General features: G+C 64.9%; 12 protein-coding genes. 6 read left to right on the top strand and 6 right to left on the bottom strand.

What is annotated here, in order from left to right:
- Nucleotides 1–115: 115 nt before the first annotated feature.
- The 6 genes from AC3A4T_RS21725 to AC3A4T_RS21700 all read left to right on the top strand — a co-directional run bounded on the left by AC3A4T_RS21725 (nt 116) and on the right by AC3A4T_RS21700 (nt 6,756).
- A complete protein-coding gene (locus tag AC3A4T_RS21725) occupies nt 116–1,183 on the top strand; it encodes an SPFH domain-containing protein (protein WP_487677305.1) in 1,068 nt (355 codons plus the stop codon).
- Nucleotides 1,183–2,523 (top strand): TFIIB-type zinc ribbon-containing protein, encoded by a 1,341-nt coding sequence (locus AC3A4T_RS21720; RefSeq protein WP_487677304.1) that lies wholly within the window; start codon nt 1,183–1,185, stop codon nt 2,521–2,523. The genes AC3A4T_RS21725 and AC3A4T_RS21720 overlap by 1 nt, the downstream gene beginning before the upstream one ends.
- 525 nt (nt 2,524–3,048) lie before the next feature.
- Nucleotides 3,049–3,270, top strand: a complete 222-nt coding sequence (locus tag AC3A4T_RS21715) for a hypothetical protein (protein ID WP_487677303.1) — start codon at nt 3,049–3,051, stop codon at nt 3,268–3,270.
- Nucleotides 3,271–3,358: 88 nt separating this feature from the next.
- On the top strand, nt 3,359–4,561 hold the full coding sequence (locus tag AC3A4T_RS21710) for an MFS transporter (RefSeq protein WP_487677302.1): 1,203 nt from the start codon (nt 3,359–3,361) through the stop codon (nt 4,559–4,561).
- A gap of 29 nt (nt 4,562–4,590) precedes the next feature.
- Nucleotides 4,591–5,394 carry a 2,5-didehydrogluconate reductase DkgB gene (dkgB, locus tag AC3A4T_RS21705; RefSeq protein WP_487677301.1) on the top strand — a complete coding sequence of 268 codons (804 nt, stop codon included), beginning with the start codon at nt 4,591–4,593 and terminating at the stop codon, nt 5,392–5,394.
- 261 nt (nt 5,395–5,655) lie between these two features.
- Nucleotides 5,656–6,756 (top strand): alkene reductase, encoded by a 1,101-nt coding sequence (locus AC3A4T_RS21700; RefSeq protein ID WP_487677300.1) that lies wholly within the window; start codon nt 5,656–5,658, stop codon nt 6,754–6,756.
- Between the two features lie 51 nt (nt 6,757–6,807).
- Here AC3A4T_RS21700 and AC3A4T_RS21695 read toward each other — a convergent pair whose 3' ends face one another.
- From AC3A4T_RS21695 to rnpA, 6 genes are all read right to left on the bottom strand, one after another.
- Nucleotides 6,808–9,888: a type III restriction-modification system endonuclease gene (locus AC3A4T_RS21695; RefSeq protein ID WP_487677299.1), complete on the bottom strand. Its 3,081-nt coding sequence runs from the start codon at nt 9,886–9,888 to the stop codon at nt 6,808–6,810.
- 16 nt (nt 9,889–9,904) lie between these two features.
- On the bottom strand, nt 9,905–11,788 hold the full coding sequence (locus AC3A4T_RS21690) for a site-specific DNA-methyltransferase (protein ID WP_487677298.1): 1,884 nt from the start codon (nt 11,786–11,788) through the stop codon (nt 9,905–9,907).
- A gap of 39 nt (nt 11,789–11,827) precedes the next feature.
- The gene (locus tag AC3A4T_RS21685; protein ID WP_487677297.1) at nt 11,828–12,163 is read right to left on the bottom strand and encodes a hypothetical protein; all 336 of its coding nucleotides are present in this window, start codon (nt 12,161–12,163) and stop codon (nt 11,828–11,830) included.
- Between the two features lie 193 nt (nt 12,164–12,356).
- Nucleotides 12,357–13,724, bottom strand: coding sequence for a tRNA uridine-5-carboxymethylaminomethyl(34) synthesis GTPase MnmE (gene mnmE, locus AC3A4T_RS21680; RefSeq protein ID WP_487677296.1), 1,368 nt, complete (start codon nt 13,722–13,724; stop codon nt 12,357–12,359).
- 665 nt (nt 13,725–14,389) lie between these two features.
- Complete coding sequence (yidC, locus tag AC3A4T_RS21675) at nt 14,390–16,123, bottom strand: membrane protein insertase YidC (protein ID WP_487677295.1); 1,734 nt, start codon at nt 16,121–16,123, stop codon at nt 14,390–14,392.
- A 15-nt stretch (nt 16,124–16,138) separates the two neighbouring features.
- Complete coding sequence (gene rnpA, locus AC3A4T_RS21670; RefSeq protein ID WP_487677294.1) at nt 16,139–16,573, bottom strand: ribonuclease P protein component; 435 nt, start codon at nt 16,571–16,573, stop codon at nt 16,139–16,141.
- Nucleotides 16,574–16,598 lie beyond the last annotated feature (25 nt).

Here is a 16,598-nt window from a genome sequence, read left to right as displayed (position 1 = left end):
GTCCACTCACCTTCGCGCCGCCTACCAGCCCCGACCCGCGCCGGCGGCGATACCCGCGTGCTTGCCGCCACCCGTCGTGTTCTAGAATCCCCGCACCACAGGCAGGGAGCGGGACATGAGCATTCTGGGTTTCATCAAGGGCGAGTTGCTGGAAATCATCGAGTGGACCGATGACTCGCGCGACACCCTCTCGTTCCGCTACCCGGACGACGACAAGGAAATCAAGAACGGCGCCCAGCTGATCGTGCGCGAGTCGCAGCAGGTCCAGTTCGTCGCCGCCGGCCAGTACGCCGACCTGTTCAACCCCGGCAAGCACACCCTCAAGACCGAGAACATCCCGATCCTGTCGACGATTCTCGGCTGGAAGTACGGCTTCAATTCGCCGTTCAAGTGCGACGTTTATTTCCTCAACACGCGCCTGTTCACCGGCAACAAGTGGGGCACCTCCAACCCGGTGATGATGCGCGACGCCGACTTCGGCATCGTCCGCCTGCGCGCGTTCGGCACCTACGATTTCCGCATCGTCGACGCGGCCAGGTTCCTCAAGGAAGTGGCCGGCACCGACCAGAATTTCCGCCTCGACGAATTCGCCGACACCATGCGTTCGCGCATCGTCAGCGTGTTCACCGATGCGCTCGCCACCGCCAAGGTGCCGGCGCTGGATGTGGCCTCGCGCTACGGCGAACTCGGTGACGCGTTGCTGCCGATCATCAACCCGGCGATGACCGGCAAGTACGGCATCGAGATCACCGGCTTCGTGCTGGAAAACGTATCGGTGCCGCCGGAAGTCGAGAAGGCGATCGACGCGCGCTCGAGCATGGGCGCGGTCGGCAACCTCAACGACTACGTCAAGTTCCAGATGGGCACCTCGATGGCCAACGGCAGCGACGGCGGCGCGGCCGGCGGCGCGGCGCAGATGGCGATCGGCTTCGGCATGGCCCAGGAAATGATGCGCAGCATGCAGAACCAGGCCCCGCAGGCCGCGACCGGCGCCACGCCGCCGCCGTTGCCGGGCGCCGCCGGCGCGCTGGAGGTGCTCACGCCCGAACAGGCCGCCGCCACCCTGGGCGTGTCGGTCGAGGACGTCGAGGCCGCGATCGCCTCGGGCGACCTCAAGGCGCGCAAGATCGGCAACGCCACCCGCATCGCCAAGGCCGCGCTCGAAGAATTCCTGCGCGGCTGATGAACAACGCGACCGTCGGAAAACATCCCTGCCCGGAATGCGGCGGGGATCTGCAATGGAATGCGGCGAAACAGTCGCTCGCCTGCCCCTACTGCGGCACCGTGGTGCCGCTGGAACAAGCCGCGTCCGCGCCCGGCGACGGCAGCCCGGCGATGGTCGAGCACGACCTGCTCGAAGCGCTCAAGCGCATGCAAGAACCGGCCGGCGGTCCGCCGCCGCTGCCCGGGTCGGCGACGGCCGGCGGCGCTTCGGGGTCGCAGGACCCCGACCTCGCCGCGATCCACGCGGCGGTCGAGCAACTAGCGAAAACACCGGGTAACGGGCCGCGCACCGCGAGCAGCTGGAGCGTGCAGGCCGGCGACACCCGCCTGCAAGGCTCGCAAAACGGCGGCGTGCTCGACCTGCTGCGCAGCATGGCCGACACCCCGCAGGATCAACGCGGCTACGGCGCGCAGCGGCGCGAAGTGCAGTGCCAGAGTTGCCACGCGATCTCGGTGTTCGTCGACGGCAAGGTCGCCGACCGCTGCGAATTCTGCGGCTCGCCGTCGATCATCGAACACGAATCGCTCGGCGACGCGATCACCCCGCAGAGCGTGCTGCCGTTCAAGATCAGCGACGGCCAGGTGCGCGAATCGATCCGCGCCTGGTACGGCACCCGCTGGTTCGCGCCGAACCGGCTCAAGACCGCGGCGCTGACCGACACGCTCAAGGGCATCTACCTGCCGTACTGGACCTTCGACGCGCACGTCTCGGCGAACTGGACGGCCGAAGCGGGTTATCACTACTACGAGACTCAGAGCTACACCGAGAACGGCCAGCGCAAGACCCGCCAAGTGCAGCGCACGCGCTGGGAAGACGCCTCGGGCTCGCTGCGGCATTTCTTCGACGACGAACTGGTGCCGGGCACGGTCGGCGTGCATCAGGACCTGCTGCAGCAGATCGGCTCGTTTCCGACCACCACCGACCTCAAGCCCTACTCGCCCGAGTTCGTGCGCGGCTGGCTGGTCGAGCGTTACCAGGTCGACCTGCGCCGCGCCGCGCAATCGAACGAAACCCTGATGCAGGAACAGACCCGCGCCTTGTGTTCGGCGCAGGTGCCCGGCGACACCCAGCGCAACCTGCAAGTCGACGCGACCTTCCGCGGGCGCACCTTCAAGCACATCCTGGTCCCGGTGTGGCTGGTCAGCTACACCTACGGCTCGCGCAGTTTCCAGGTGTTGGCCAACGGCTACACCGGGCAGATCGCGGGCGAGCGGCCGTACAGCTGGGTCAAGATTTTCTTCGCGGTGATGGCGGCGTTGATCGCGGCGGTGGTGATTTTCGGGGTGTTGGGGCGGTAATCGTTGGGGCGGCGAGCTTCGCAGCGCCGCGCCGCTGATCGTGGCGGCGGTGATCGTCGCAGTGTTGCGGCCTAGATCGCGCAAGTGATGATTTTCGCGGTGCCGCGGTGCTGATCGCGTAAGCGGTGACCGTTGGAGTGCTGCGGCGATGATCTGTGCGTGGATCATGAGCCGCGCTGTGGATAAGGCGCGGTCATGACGATTCGCTCGGTGGTGGCGATCTGCCGGCTGTGGATATCCGGGATATCGGTGGCGCTCGATGCGGCCAACCGGTTCGATTTGCCGAACGCATGCGCTCGAATCTGACGCAACCCGAATCATCACCCAGCCTTTGTCGATTGACGGCTGCGGCTTGCCTCGCTCCTGCCCTTGGGCGACCAACAACTTCCATTGCATCGGTTGCTCCCTGTAGGAGCGGCGTGAGCCGCGACCGCGCCATAGCGTCAACTTCGCAACTTACACAGCGACTGAGTTTTCGCGGTCGCGGCTGGCGCCGCTCCTACAGGCAGGCCATGCAGTTTTTGCTTGAGCCTGAAGCAGCGCGGGTGGTGGAACTCGACATCGGGCGCAAGCCAGGGCGAGGCAAAAGCAAGCGACAGCGACAATTTCAGATTGAACAGCAATCCAAATATGGATTTCCGGCTGGTCGACGACGAAGCCGAAGTTATCCCCAAGCCGCTCGCCACGCCTACAAGCCAGCGATGCCCGTTAGCCAGGAAAAGCCTGACCAATCCCGACAACTATTGATTTCAGATCAAAAGTAATTCACCCAAAATCCCATTTTTCAGCAAGAACTATCCACCGACACTGCGCATCCCATCCACCGGATGCCCCCATGCCCCTCGCCCTCCTCGCCCTGACCCTCGGCGCCTTCGCCATCGGCACCACCGAGTTCGTCATCGTCGGCCTGATCCCCACCATCGCCGCCGACCTCGGCGTCGACCTGCCCTCGGCCGGCCTGCTGGTCAGCCTGTATGCGCTCGGCGTCGCCATCGGCGCGCCGCTGCTGACCGCGCTGACCGGGCGGGTGCCGCGCAAGACCCTGCTGGTCGGGCTGATGGCGCTGTTCACCGTCGGCAACCTGGTCGCCTGGCTCGCGCCGGGGTACGCCACCCTGATCGTCGCGCGCATCCTCACCGGCCTCGCCCACGGCGTGTTCTTCTCGGTCGGCTCGATCATCGCCACCAGCCTGGTGCCGAAGGACAAGGCCGCCAGCGCCATCGCGACCATGTTCAGCGGCATGACCGTGGCGTTCGTCACCGGCATCCCGATGGGCACCTTCATCGGTCAGCACTTCGGCTGGCGCACCACGTTCCTGGTGGTCGCCGCGTTCGGCCTGATCGCGATGCTCGGCAGCGCCTTGTTCGTGCCCAAGAAGATCGCCCACGCCGCGCCGGCGCCCTTGCTCAAGCAAGCCTCGGTGTTGTTGCAGCCGCGCTTGCTGCTGGTCTATGCGATGACCGCGGTCGGTTACGGCGGTTCACTGATCGCCTTCACCTACCTCGCACCGATCCTGCAGGACATCGCCGGTTTCAGCCCGAACATGGTCAGTCTGGTGCTGCTCGCCTACGGCGTGTCGGTCGCGTTCGGCAATGTGTGGGGCGGCAAGCTCGCCGATCGTCACGGCCCGATCAAAGCGCTGAAGACGATCTTCCTGCTACTCGCCGCGGTGTTGTTCGTGCTGAGCTTCACCGCGCACAACCAATGGTTGGTGGTACTGACTGCACTGGCCTGGGGCGCGGTCGCGTTCGGCAACGTGCCGGGCCTGCAGGTGTACGTGGTCAAACAGGCCGAGCATTACTCGCCGCAGGCGGTCGATGTCGCCGCCGGTTTCAACATCGCCGCGTTCAATCTCGGTGTCGCCGGCGGCTCCTGGGCCGGTGGCCTCGTCGTCGCCCACCTCGGTCTGGGCCACACGCCGTGGGTCGGCGCGCTGGTGGTGCTCGGCGCGTTCGGCCTGACCGCGTTGAGCGGCTGGCTCGATCGTCGCGACGGCCTGCCCGATCGCGCCAGCGGCGCCGTCGTCGTCGCGCACTGATTCTTTCTTCATCACTTGAGGATTTCCCCATGAACCTTCCCGCCTTCGGCCTCGGCACGTTTCGTCTCAAGGACCAGGTCGTCATCGACTCGGTGCGCACCGGCCTGGAACTGGGCTATCGCGTGATCGACACCGCGCAGATCTACGGCAACGAAGCGCAGGTTGGCCAGGCCATCGCCGACAGCGGCGTGGCCCGCGACGAACTGTTCATCACCACCAAGATCTGGGTCGACAATCTGTCCAGGGACAAATTGATTCCCAGCCTGCGCGAGAGCCTTGGCAAGCTGCGCACCGACCGGGTCGACCTGACCTTGATCCACTGGCCGTCGCCGGGCGACGCGGTGTCAGTGCCCGAGTTCATGACCGCGCTGGCCGATGCCAGAACCCAGGGACTGACCCGCGCGATCGGCGTGTCGAACTTCAATATCGACCTGATGCAACGCGCGATCGATGTCGTCGGCGCTGATGCGATCGCCACCAATCAAGTCGAACTGCATCCGTACCTGCAAAACCGCACGCTGGCCGAATTCGCGAACAGCCAGGGCATCGCGCTGACTTCGTACATGACCCTGGCCTACGGCAAGGTGCTCGGCGATCCGGTCATCGTCGAGATCGCGCGCAAGCACGACGCGACGCCGGCGCAGGTCGCCTTGGCCTGGGCGATGCAGCTGGGTTACTCGGTGATCCCGTCCTCGACCAAGCGCGAGAACCTGGCGAGCAACTTGCTGGCCACCTCGCTGCGCCTGAGCGACGACGACATGGCGCGCATCGCCACGCTCGACCGCGGCGAGCGCCTGACCGATCCCGACAGCCTTGCGCCCGCATGGGATTGATCGCGGCGTAATGCCTTCGATTACAGGCGCGGCGATCTGAAACCCCGCGGTCGCGGCTCACGCCGCTCCTACATGGGCTACCTGTAGGAGCGGCGTGAGCCGCGACCGCGAACCCTCACCGGCATCGTCATCGACCTACCGCAAACGACACCTCACCTAACGATTCTTGCCCCCACGGAAAAGATCGTTTGCTCCACACCCCGTTTTTCATCCGCACCCGCATCCCCACACTTATCCCACCCCGAATCCCCGAGACCCGCCATGCTGTTCACCTCCCACCGCCTGGGCGACTTCGACACCCGCAACCGCATCGTCATGCCGCCGATGACCCGCTCGCGCGCCGGCCGCGGCGATGTCGCCACCCAGCTGATGGCGCAGTACTACGCGCAGCGCGCCGGCGCTGGCCTGATCGTCAGCGAAGGCACCCAGATCAGCCGCCAGGGCCAAGGTTATGCGTGGACGCCCGGCATCTACAGCGCCGAGCAGATCGCCGGCTGGCGCAAAGTCACCGACGCGGTGCATGCGCAGGGCGGCCGCATGTTCGCCCAGTTGTGGCATGTCGGCCGCGTCTCGCACGTCGCCCTGCAGGACGGCGGCGCCGCGCCGGTGTCGTCGTCGCCGTTGACCGCGATCGGCGTGAAAGTGTTCGTCGATGTCGAAGGCCGCGGACCGGAAGCCGGTGTCGGCGAAATGCTCCAGCACTCCGCGCCGCGCGCGCTTAACGTCGAGGAAATCGCCGGCATCGTCGCCGACTTCGCCCAGGCCGCGCGCAACGCGCTCGACGCCGGTTTCGACGGCGTCGAACTGCACGGCGCCAACGGCTATCTGATCAATCAGTTCATCGACTCGCAGGCCAACGCGCGCAGCGACGAATACGGCGGCTCGCTGCCCAATCGCCTGCGCTTCCTGCGCGAAGTCGCGCAAGCGGTGTTCGACGTGGTCGGCCCCGGCCGCCTCGGCGTGCGCCTGGCGCCGTTGACCACCTTGCAAGGCGCGGTCGACGACACCCCGCAAGCGACATACCTGGCCGCGGCGAAGATACTCGACGATATCGGCGCGGCCTATATCCACATCGCCGAAGCCGACTGGGACGACGCGCCCGGCATGCCCGACGCGTTTCGCGAAGCGCTGCGCATCGTGTTCGGCGGCAGCCTGATCTATTCCGGCCGCTACACCCGGCAACGCGCCGAAGAAGCATTGAGCAAGGGCTGGGCCGACCTGATCGGTTTCGGTCGGCCGTTCATCGCCAATCCGGATCTGCCGTACCGGCTCGAGCACGATCTTCCGTTGAACGAAGGCGATCGCACCCGCTATTTCGGCGGCGGCGCGCAGGGCTATACCGACTACCCGCGCGCGGCGTGATCGCGGCGCGCGCGATCGCGCCGGGGTCGCGGCTTGGCCGCGCCCACGGCGCTATGACTTCACGATCTCCATCAATTGTCCGAAGCCGTCCACGACGTCGTACCTGACTTCCTCGCCGGCGTGACGCCGATTCATCTGCTCGAAAAATTTCCGCGCGCACTGGGTTTTCGTTTTCTCGACCGCGCGCAGTTGCATCGACGACATCGAACCCTTGGTCTCGGCGACGAAGTAGATGTGCTTGACGCTGCCTTCCTTGAACGCGATCGCCCAGTCGGGGGTGTAGTCGCCGACCGGCGTGGGAATCGAAAATCCGCGCGGCAGCTTGGCGTAAACCACCACGTCGGTGGCGGTGTCCAGTTCCTTCACGAACTCGCGCTCCACCCTCGAATCCGTCAGCGCGTAGTCGTAAATGTGCTTGTCCAGCTTGTCGCCGGCCTTGCTGAAGTCCTGCCGGCTCTGTCTGGAGGTAAAAATATCCAGATCGAACTTGTCTTCGATCGGATCGTAGCTCAGGTGCTCGACGATGACCGTGGCTTTTTGTTCGTTGATAAGCCGGATCGCCTCGGCGATGAAGCTCTCCGGATTGCTTCTGTATTGATCGAACACCGCGGCGTTCAAGCCCGTCAGGATCGCGGCCACCGTGCGGCGGGTCAGCCGGGTGCCCTCGGCAACCTGTCCGATCAGGTCGTAAGCCACCTGCGAATGCGCCGAGCGCCGGTCGTATTCGACTTCGGTCTCCATGACCCGGAAGCCGGCGCCGCGCTTGAGCGTGTCCAGTTCGATCCGGCTCAGCTGTTCGCCTTTCTCGATCGTGTAACGCAGCGGCGCGACCCGCAGCCCTTCGTCTTTGTGGTTGAGCGCGGCGACGGCTTTGCCGATAAGTTCATCGGAATCGAAATCGACACTGTAGGCGGCCTTGCGATTGATGCGCTGCCACAGCGCCTTGAACTCGCGCTTGTCGAAGTTCGAATTCAGCGGATTGGTCTTGGCGCGACGATCGTCGCCGATGTCGGGCAGTTGGCCATCGCTGAAGATGGTATCGATCAGTCTGAACATCTGTTCGGCATGCGGCTGCAACTCCGCCGGCAGCGACGCCAGCGAGCCGAGCTTCCTGGCCTGGCGATAGGCATCGGTGATGCGGTCGGCATCGTCGGTGTAATCGTTCTTGGCCAGGTAGCGGTAGATCTGCTTCGCCAGTTGCGGTGAAACCTCGAGATCGCCGCCTACCGTGCGCAACACCTTGCCCGCGAAATAATCTTCGCTCGCCTGCCTCGGCCGCGCCGACAAGGAACCGCTGATGTCCTTTTGCAAGGCGGCGACGAAATCCTTGTAGCTTTCGCCCGCCACCACGGTCAGCACGTTGATGTCGTGCACCGTGGCCGGATGGTCCATGCGCTCACCGCTCTGGTCGACCGACAGGCGCAGCCCGCGCCCGACTTCCTGCCGGCGCGAGATGGTGTGATCGCTGTGCTTGAGCGCGCAGATGACGAACACGTTCGGATTGTCCCAGCCTTCGCGCAGGGCCGAGTGCGAGAAGATGAAACGCACCGGTTCGTCCAACGACAGCAGCCGTTCCTTGCGCTTGAGGATCAGATCGTAGGCGTCCGCATCGCTGGACAAGCCGGCGTTCTCACCGCGCTTTTCCACCTCGGGATCGACCATGCGCCTGGTCTTCTTGTCGATCGAGAAATAGCCGCTGTGGGTATCTTCCGGCGCGATGGCCTTCAGATAACGCGTATACGCCGATTCCTCCGCCGCGAGCATCTCGTCGAGATACTGCCGATACTCTTCCTCGAACACGCGCGCGTATTCGCCTTTTTCGTCCTCGGCGGAATAGTCGCGGTACTTCGCCACCTCGTCGATGAAGAACAGGCTCAGCACCTTCACGCCGTGATGGAACAGCGCCTGTTCCTTGTCGAAATGCGCCTTGATGGCTTCGCGGATCTGGATGCGGCGAAGCAGCGTTTCGTCGACGTCGCCCATCGCTTCGCCCACCGCCAGCTCCACGCCGTTGGCAAAGCTCACGGTGTCGGCATTGGCGTCGATTTCGTCGACCACGAAGCCGCGGTACTGCTCCAGCGCGTTGGAAAATTTCGCCGACAGCAGATTGTCGCCCTTGCTCAGTTTCCTCACCACGCGCCCGATCGTGCCGTCGGCACGCCGGTGCTCGAGTTCTATCCGCGCCACCGGCGGCCGGTCGCTGGAGATCTCGATCGACTGCAGATACAGGTACGCGTTCGCGCCCGCCAGTCCCTTCACCGAAATGCCGCGCACCGCGATCTTCTTGACCAACTTGAGCTGATACGCGTCCAACGCGTCGAGGCGATGGATCTTGTTATGCACGGTCTTGTGCGTGGCCGAATAACGCAGAACCGCCAGTGGCTTGAAGTTGCCCAGCGAATCAAGCGTCTTGCCGCCTTCCATCTTTTGCGGCTCGTCGAGGATCATGATCGGACGCACCGCGCTGATCACGTCGATAGGACGGCGCGAGCCGAAGTCGTCCAGCTCTTCGTAGATCCGGCGCGCATCCTTGGCGGTGGCATTGAACGCCTGCGCGTTGATCACCATCACGTTGATGCCGGCGTCCGAGCAGAAGCTCTCCAGGTTATGCAGCTGCTTGGAGTTGTAGATGAAAAACCGCGCCTTCTTGTGATAGGTCTCGAGGAAATGCTCGGCGGTGATCTGCAACGATTGGGCGACGCCCTCGCGGATCGCGATGCTGGGCACCACGATGATGAACTTGCTCCAGCCGTAGCGACGGTTGAGCTCGAACAAGGTCTTGATGTAGCAATAGGTCTTGCCGGTACCGGTCTCCATCTCGACATCGAGATTGACCCGCGCGACCTTGGTCTGGATCAGGTGATCGGAGACGTCCAGATTCTGCCGGCGCTGCACCTGGCGAATGTTTTCCAGAAGTTCGTTTTGCGAGAGAACCAGTTCGGCGTTGCGATAGTCGGCTGCGTAATCGCCGAGCGGCAACGTCGCTTGCGGACCATCAAACCGGCTCGATTGCGCCACCGGATACTCGCAATGACGAAGCGTTTCCTGCGGCGCGGGCTGTCCCCGAAAACAGTCGACCACGGCTTCCACGGCCTGCGTCTGATAGTCCTGGGCCTTGAACTTGAGCTTCATGGCTTCGCGCATCCGCTCAGATGCATCGCACTTCGGTCGTCGGCGAAAGCAATTTGAAAAGCTGCTCGACGTTGATCTTGGCCGCGCTGTCCTTGAAGCCGGCATCGCGGAACACCGCGCGCAGCGGCTTGTGCGTCGTCAGCTCCTTGACGAAGGCCTCGTCGATGCCGCCCTCGGCATCGAAGCAGGCGGCCAACGCGGCGCCGTCGACGAAGAACACGGTTTTTTCCCGAATGATCGCGCGGCGAATCGGCAAGGTCAGTTGCAGGCCCCAGTCGACCAGCACCTGAAACAGCAAATCGTCGGCGCCGCGATCGGGCTTCACGTTATCGACGCTGTCGAGCAGATCCTGCTGAGCCGTCTGATCGGGACGATGGTGGACCGGCTTCATGTTGGAGCTGTCGACCTTCAACACTCGGAAGCCGACATCGCGGTTCCAGTCCGGATGGCAATCGCCCTGCAGGACCTTCGCACCGGAGCGCCGGATCCGCTCCTTCGACAATTGCGCGATATCGCCGAACCCTTCCTTGAACGCATCCGAATCGGGATCCAGGACTTCGGGCAGTTGAACCAGGATCGCGCGGCGATTTCCGCCGTCTTCGGCGTTGCATTCAAACATCGCCTGCGCGGTCGTCGCCGATCCGGCGAAAAAATCCAGCACCACGCCATCTTTCGGCATGCCCTGGCTCATCAGCGCCTTGATCAGCTCGACCGGCTTGGGGAAAGAAAACAGCTTCGCGTCGAACAGTTCCTTCAGCGCCTTGGTGGCCGAACTGTTCATCGGCGCCACGAGCGTGCTCTGGCCCGCGTTGCTGCCGGGCCGCTCGATCCACGAAGACACCGGCAGCGTCGACTTGATCGCTTCGGACGCGAATCGCTTGAGCATCGGCGTGCCGCCGGCGCTCTTGGGAAAGATCACTTTTCCTTCGGCGATCTTCCGCGCCATGGTGTGGCGGCTGTACGGCCAGTAGCGTCCCTTCGGTGGATAGAACTCGTTGCCCGTATCCGGATCGGTGATCGGGTAATGGGTGTCGCCACCGGGCTTGCCGGCGCTGAGGTTATCGGAGATCCACGGCCCGCGCGGGTCGTTATCGGGATTGGTGTATTTCTCGAAGGTGCGCTCCACGCCCTTGAGCACGGCCTGCGACTTCGAATAGATCAAAACGTATTCGTGGTCTTCGCTGAGGTTGGTCACCGCGTCCATCGCGCCGCTGCGCCGTTTCCAGACGAAGCAACCGAGGAAATTGTCGCGGCCGAATATTTCCTCGCAGACTTTCTGCAGGTTGGCCCGTTCGTTGTCGTCGATCGAGATGAATATCAGGCCGCCGTCGCGCAGCAATTGCCGGGCGATGCGCAGACGCGGATAGATCATCGACAACCAATCGGAATGGAAGCGCCCGTTGCTCGGCGCGTTATGCACCAATCGTTCGCCGAGCTCGTTGGTGTAGCCGCTCTTGCGCTTGAAGTCGCTCGCGGCCGACGCGTAGCGGTCCTTGTAGATAAGGTCGCTGCCGGTGTTGTACGGCGGATCGATGTAGATCATGTCGATCTTGCCCAGGTAACCCTCGCGCATCAGTTTCAACGCGTCGAGATTGTCGCCTTCGACAAACAGATTTCCGGTCGTGGCGAAATCCACGCTTTCGCTTTCGTACGGACGCAATGCCGCGTTGACCGAGGCATTGGACAGCGCCAGGGCTTCGCGCTTTCCGGGCCAGTCGAGTTGGTAACGCTCCTGCGGTCCTTCCACGGCGCAATCGCCAAGCAGCTGGCGCAACTTGTCGACATCGAGGCTGCGGCGCGGGCGCCCGTCTTCGCCCCGGGTTTCGGTCATCAGCTCCGGGAAGCCTTCGGCGAGGCGTTCGACCAGATCATGCGATGCGTCGTCGGGGGGCGTGCTCAACTTTTCTATCGCCATGATTCACCAGCCGCGCCGCGGAGTTCAGTTGTCGCCGAGTCGGTAGCCCGCTGCGACCAGGGCCCAGAAGAATGCTTGATTGTTGACACGGTATTTCAGGTGACCTCGGTACGGCCGCTGGCCCTGTTCGACCTCTATCTTCAGCGCCGCGAACTCATCCAGAAGGTCGTGCTCGCTGTTGAAGTAGATGCGGTACTCGCCGCCCCATTTATTCGGTTGATGCTGATAGTTCGGCCCGGATTCCGGCGTCTGTCCGGTCCTTTCCGCGTACTCGCTCTCGAAGGCCGGGGCGACGTCCGGGTTGATCTCGACTTCCAGCAGCACGTCACTGACGTTGTTCTTGAAAAATTCCAGATCCATTATTGCATTCCTTGCATTGATGGTTAGGTTGCGGGTTTCGGTCCGCTGCTGGTTCGGGTCGCCCCTTCGGGCGGATCGCCCGCGGCATCCGGACCTGGAATTTCGCGTCGATCGCGCCGGAGCGTCCGGCATCGGCCGAGTCTCGATCAATGGCTTATCGCGCGCGGCTATCGGCAGTATGTGGCCGTTCCCATCATTTGCCGATGCAGAAGCTCGAAAAAATATGCCCGAGCAGATCGTCGGCGCGCACGCGCCCGGTGATTTCGCCCAAGGCGTCGTGGGCCTGACGCAAGGCCTCGGCCGCGAGGTCCAGCATCTCGTGATCGAGCTGCGCGCGCGCATCGTCGAGTTCCTCGCGCGCGCGCAGCAGCGCATCGACATGACGCGCGCGCGCGGTGAACGCGCCTTCGCTGGCATCGGCCGCGTCGCCCTGCGCCAAGGCGCGCAAACGCGCGTGCAGGCGATCGAGCCCGGCGCCGCTGCGCGCGGAGACGAACACGCGGTCTTCGCCGCCGATGTCGACCGGCGTGGGCGAGCCGTAGTCGGATTCGATCAGATCGATCTTGTTGTAGACGTACAGGCAGACCGGTACGCCGGCGATCGCGTCGGCGACCGAGGCCAGGCCGCTGTCGGGATCGCGCGCATCCAGCACCACGATGGCGAGGTCGGCGCGTACCAGTTCGCCGCGCGCGCGGCGCATGCCTTCGCGTTCGATCGCATCGCCGCCTTCACGCAAACCCGCGGTGTCGACCAGGGTCAGCTCGACGCCATCGAGTTTGACGGTTTCGTGCAGCAGGTCGCGGGTGGTGCCGGCGATGTCGGTGACGATGGCGCGGTCGCTGCCGGCGAGCGCGTTCAACAACGAACTCTTGCCGGCGTTGGGCGGACCGACGATTACCGCGTGCAAGCCATCGCGCAGGCGACGGCCGCGTTCGGCGGCGGCGAGCAGATCGTCGAGCGCGGTCGAAGCCGCGGCGAAGCGCGTGCGCAACGCGGCGCCGCCAAGGGTGTCGAGCGATTCGTCGGCGAAATCGATCGCCGCTTCGACGTGGACGCGGATCGCCAGTACATCGTCGGCGAGCGCTTCGACCCGGCGCGAGAATTCGCCGTCGAGCGCGCGCCGCGCGGCGCGCGCGGCGCGCGCATCGCCGGCCGCGATCAGGTCGGCGACCGCTTCGGCCTGGGCGAGGTCGAGGCGACCTTCGAGAAAGGCGCGTTCGCTGAATTCGCCGGGGCGCGCCCGGCGCGCGCCCAACGCGCACACGCGCGCGAGCAATTCCTCCAGCAGCGCCGGTCCGCCGTGCGCCTGCAGTTCGACCACGTCCTCGCCGGTGTAGCTGGCCGGCGCGGCGAAGTACAAGGCGATGCCGTCGTCGAGGGTTTCGCCCTGGGCGTCGCGGAAATGCACGTAGTGGGCGTGGCGCGGTTGCAGTTGGCGCGCGGCGATGGCCTGGGCGATCTCGAGCGAGCGCGAACCCGACACGCGGACGATGCCGACGCCGCCGGCACCCGGGGCGGTGGCGATCGCGGCGATGGTGTCGCGGGCGGGGGAAGTGGTCATGGCCGCGATGATAAATCCCGGGGATGGGAGCGTGCGTGTTTGTCGGGTGGCGCAGGCAAACCCTGGCCCGACTGTTTCTTGCCTGTCATTCCCGCGAAGGCGGGGATCCAGAGACTTCAGAGTCATGCTTCGGTGGAGCCCTGGATCCCCGCCTTCGCGGGGATGACGGCTTGTGAGGACACAGGTCAAACAGACCAGGGTCGATGCGACTTACATGACCGTCATTCCCGCGAACGCCGGGATCCAGAGACTTCAGAGTCATGCTTCGGTGGAGCCCTGGATCCCCGCCTTCGCGGGGATGATGGCTTGTGAAGACACAGGTCAAACAGACCAGGGTCGATGCGACTTACATGACCGTCATTCCCGCGAACGCGGGAATCCAGTGACTTTGCGCCACGCCCAAGTGTTGTTACCTCGCCCACGCGAGTGGCGAACGAAGTCGCTGGATTCCCGCGTTCGCGGGAATGACGAGCAAGAGCAGGGCGTCGTGGTCGATGTAGCCAGTTCCTGGCGTCGTGCCGCAAGCGTGCGTACGACCCGCTCGTGTCCTGCTTCACGAAAACACCGCGTTCGCGAACGGTGCTCGTCACCCACGCGTTCCATCCCCACAAACACGAAGCCCGCCAAACGGCGGGCTTCGCATCCAATCAAGAACGACAACGACCTCAGTCCTTGTCTTTATCCTTGCCCGGCGTCGCCGAGGCCTCGGCATAACGCTTGGTCGTCAACCACTGCTGCAACAGGCCCAGACCGCCGTTGGCGACCTGATACAGCACCAGGCCGGCCGGCAGGAACGCCAGGATCACGCCGAAGATCAGCGGCATGAACTGCATCATCTTGGCCTGCGCCGGGTCCATGCCGGTCATCGGCGTGAGCTTCTGCGTGGTCCACATGATCGCGATGTTCATCAGCGGCAGCACGAAGAACGGGTCGCGCGCGGTCAGGTCGTGGATCCACAGCATCCACGGCGCATGCCGCAGCTCGACCGACTCGGCGAGCATCCAGTACAAGGTCATGAAGATGATCATCTGCGGCAGCAGCGGCAGACAGCCGCCGACCGGGTTGATCTTCTCCTTCTTGTACAGCTCCATCAGCGCCATCTGGAACTTCTGCTTGTCCTCGCCGTAGCGCTCCTTGAGCTGAGCCACGCGCGGCTGGAACTTGCGCATCTTCGCCGCCGACTTGTATTGCGCGGCCGACAGCGGGTACATCGCCAGCTTCAGCAACACCACCAGGCCGATGATCGCCCAGCCCCAGTTGCCGAACAGGTTGTGCAGTTTTTCCAGCAGCCAGAACAGGCCGTTGGCCAGGGTCGCGAAAATGCTGTAGCTGCTGAAGTCGACCGCGCGGTCCAGGCCCTGCACGTTCTGCGCTTCGATCGCCTTGACCAGCTTCGGGCCGATCCACAGGCGCGCTTCGGTCTCGGCCTTGGCGCCGGGGGCGACGGTGACGCCCGGACCGAGGTCGCGGATGAGGTATTGCGGCAGACCGCCGGCGCTGAGCTGCTCGAGCGAGAACTGGCCCTGGTCCTTCGTGCCCGGAATCCAGGCGGCGAAGAAGTGGTGCTGCAGCATCGCGATCCAGCCGCCGGTAACCTGCTTGTCGAGTTTGCCGTCGTCGGCGAAATCGTCGAACTTGCGCTTCTCGTACTTATCGGTCGGGCTGTACCACGCCGCGCCCTGGAAGCTGTACTGCTCCGGGCTGAAGGGGCCCTTGTGGACCAGTTCGCGCGGCACCCGGCTGAGCTGGCGGTAGACGAAACCCGACCACGGCGCGGCGCTGGCGTTGACGACTTCGTCGCGCACCTTCACCGCGTAGTCGCCGCGGCGGAAGCTGTAGGTGCGGGTGATGGTCACCCCGTTCGGGCCGGTCCACACGAACGGCACCGACAGGTCGCGCGCGCCGTCGGCGAGGACGAGGTTGCGCTGCGCGCCGGCGAAACGGAAACCCGACTCGTGCGTCGGCGCGGCGTTGCCCTGGCTCACCCAGCCGCTCTGGGCGACGAAGAACAAGGTCGAGTCGCTGGCCAGCAGCCGCATCGGCGGGCTGTTGGGCTCGGAGGTGATCGGGTACTTGAGCAGGTCGGCTTCGCTGAGCTCGCCGCCGCGCAGGTTCACCTTGAGCACGTCGGTGGTCACGGTGACGATGCCGTCGCTGGCGTCCGCGGTGGCGGCGGAGGCCGGCGCGGTAGGCGAACCGGGCACGGCCGGGGCGGCGCTCGGCACGCCGGGCACCGCGGCCACGGCGCCATTGGCGGCGCTGGGCACGGTGCTGGCCGGGGCGACGATCGCCGGCGCGGCGGTCGGCGGCGGCGCGGATTTCTCCTTGCCCCACTCCATCCACAGCAAGGTCGCCACCATCAGCCAGGCGAGGATCAGAAAAGCACGGGTCTGGTTCATGGGCAGCAGGCAGGCTCAGCCGGGACCGGGGTCCGGCATGGGGTCGGAAGGGGAAGCGGCCGGCATTGTGCCGGGCGCCGCAGTTGCGGGCAATGCGGGCGCCGGCCGGGGCGCGGCGCGCTTGAGCAGACTCAGGAAGGCCGCGCGGAGTTCCTCGCCGCTGCAGCGCGAGGCGCCGGGTCGGGCGACAAGGACGTAATCGCCGCGCGGAAGCTCGTCGCGCACATGGCGAAAGGCATCGCGCAGCACGCGCTTGATGCGGTTGCGGCCGACCGCGTGCGGATCGACCTTGCGCGACACCGCCAGGCCCATGCGCGGCGCGAGGTCCGGATCGGGCTGGAAATGCAAAGCGAGCACGGGCAGCGCCACGCGCCGGCCATGCTTGAAGATTCGGTCGAAATCGGAGCGCGCGCGTACCCGCGCGGTGCGCGGGAAGCGGGTCGAAGTCATCGGATGCGATCGGTGACGCGACGCG

This window comes from Lysobacter sp. Soil_N_51 (genome assembly GCF_057655755.1).
The sequence above is the reverse complement of the archived record's forward strand: the minus strand, read 5'-3'. Positions and strand labels throughout refer to the sequence as shown.

Bases quoted from the DNA above. Each gene is read 5' to 3' on its own strand.
- AC3A4T_RS21725 (WP_487677305.1), top strand. From the start codon at position 116: ATGAGCATTCTGGGTTTCATCAAGGGCGAGTTGCTGGAAATCATCGAG.
- AC3A4T_RS21720 (WP_487677304.1), top strand. From the start codon at position 1,183: ATGAACAACGCGACCGTCGGAAAACATCCCTGCCCGGAATGCGGCGGG.
- AC3A4T_RS21710 (WP_487677302.1), top strand. From the start codon at position 3,359: ATGCCCCTCGCCCTCCTCGCCCTGACCCTCGGCGCCTTCGCCATCGGC.
- dkgB (WP_487677301.1), top strand. From the start codon at position 4,591: ATGAACCTTCCCGCCTTCGGCCTCGGCACGTTTCGTCTCAAGGACCAG.
- AC3A4T_RS21700 (WP_487677300.1), top strand. From the start codon at position 5,656: ATGCTGTTCACCTCCCACCGCCTGGGCGACTTCGACACCCGCAACCGC.
- AC3A4T_RS21695 (WP_487677299.1), bottom strand. From the start codon at position 9,888: ATGAAGCTCAAGTTCAAGGCCCAGGACTATCAGACGCAGGCCGTGGAA.
- AC3A4T_RS21685 (WP_487677297.1), bottom strand. From the start codon at position 12,163: ATGGATCTGGAATTTTTCAAGAACAACGTCAGTGACGTGCTGCTGGAA.
- mnmE (WP_487677296.1), bottom strand. From the start codon at position 13,724: ATGACCACTTCCCCCGCCCGCGACACCATCGCCGCGATCGCCACCGCC.
- yidC (WP_487677295.1), bottom strand. From the start codon at position 16,123: ATGAACCAGACCCGTGCTTTTCTGATCCTCGCCTGGCTGATGGTGGCG.
- rnpA (WP_487677294.1), bottom strand. From the start codon at position 16,573: ATGACTTCGACCCGCTTCCCGCGCACCGCGCGGGTACGCGCGCGCTCC.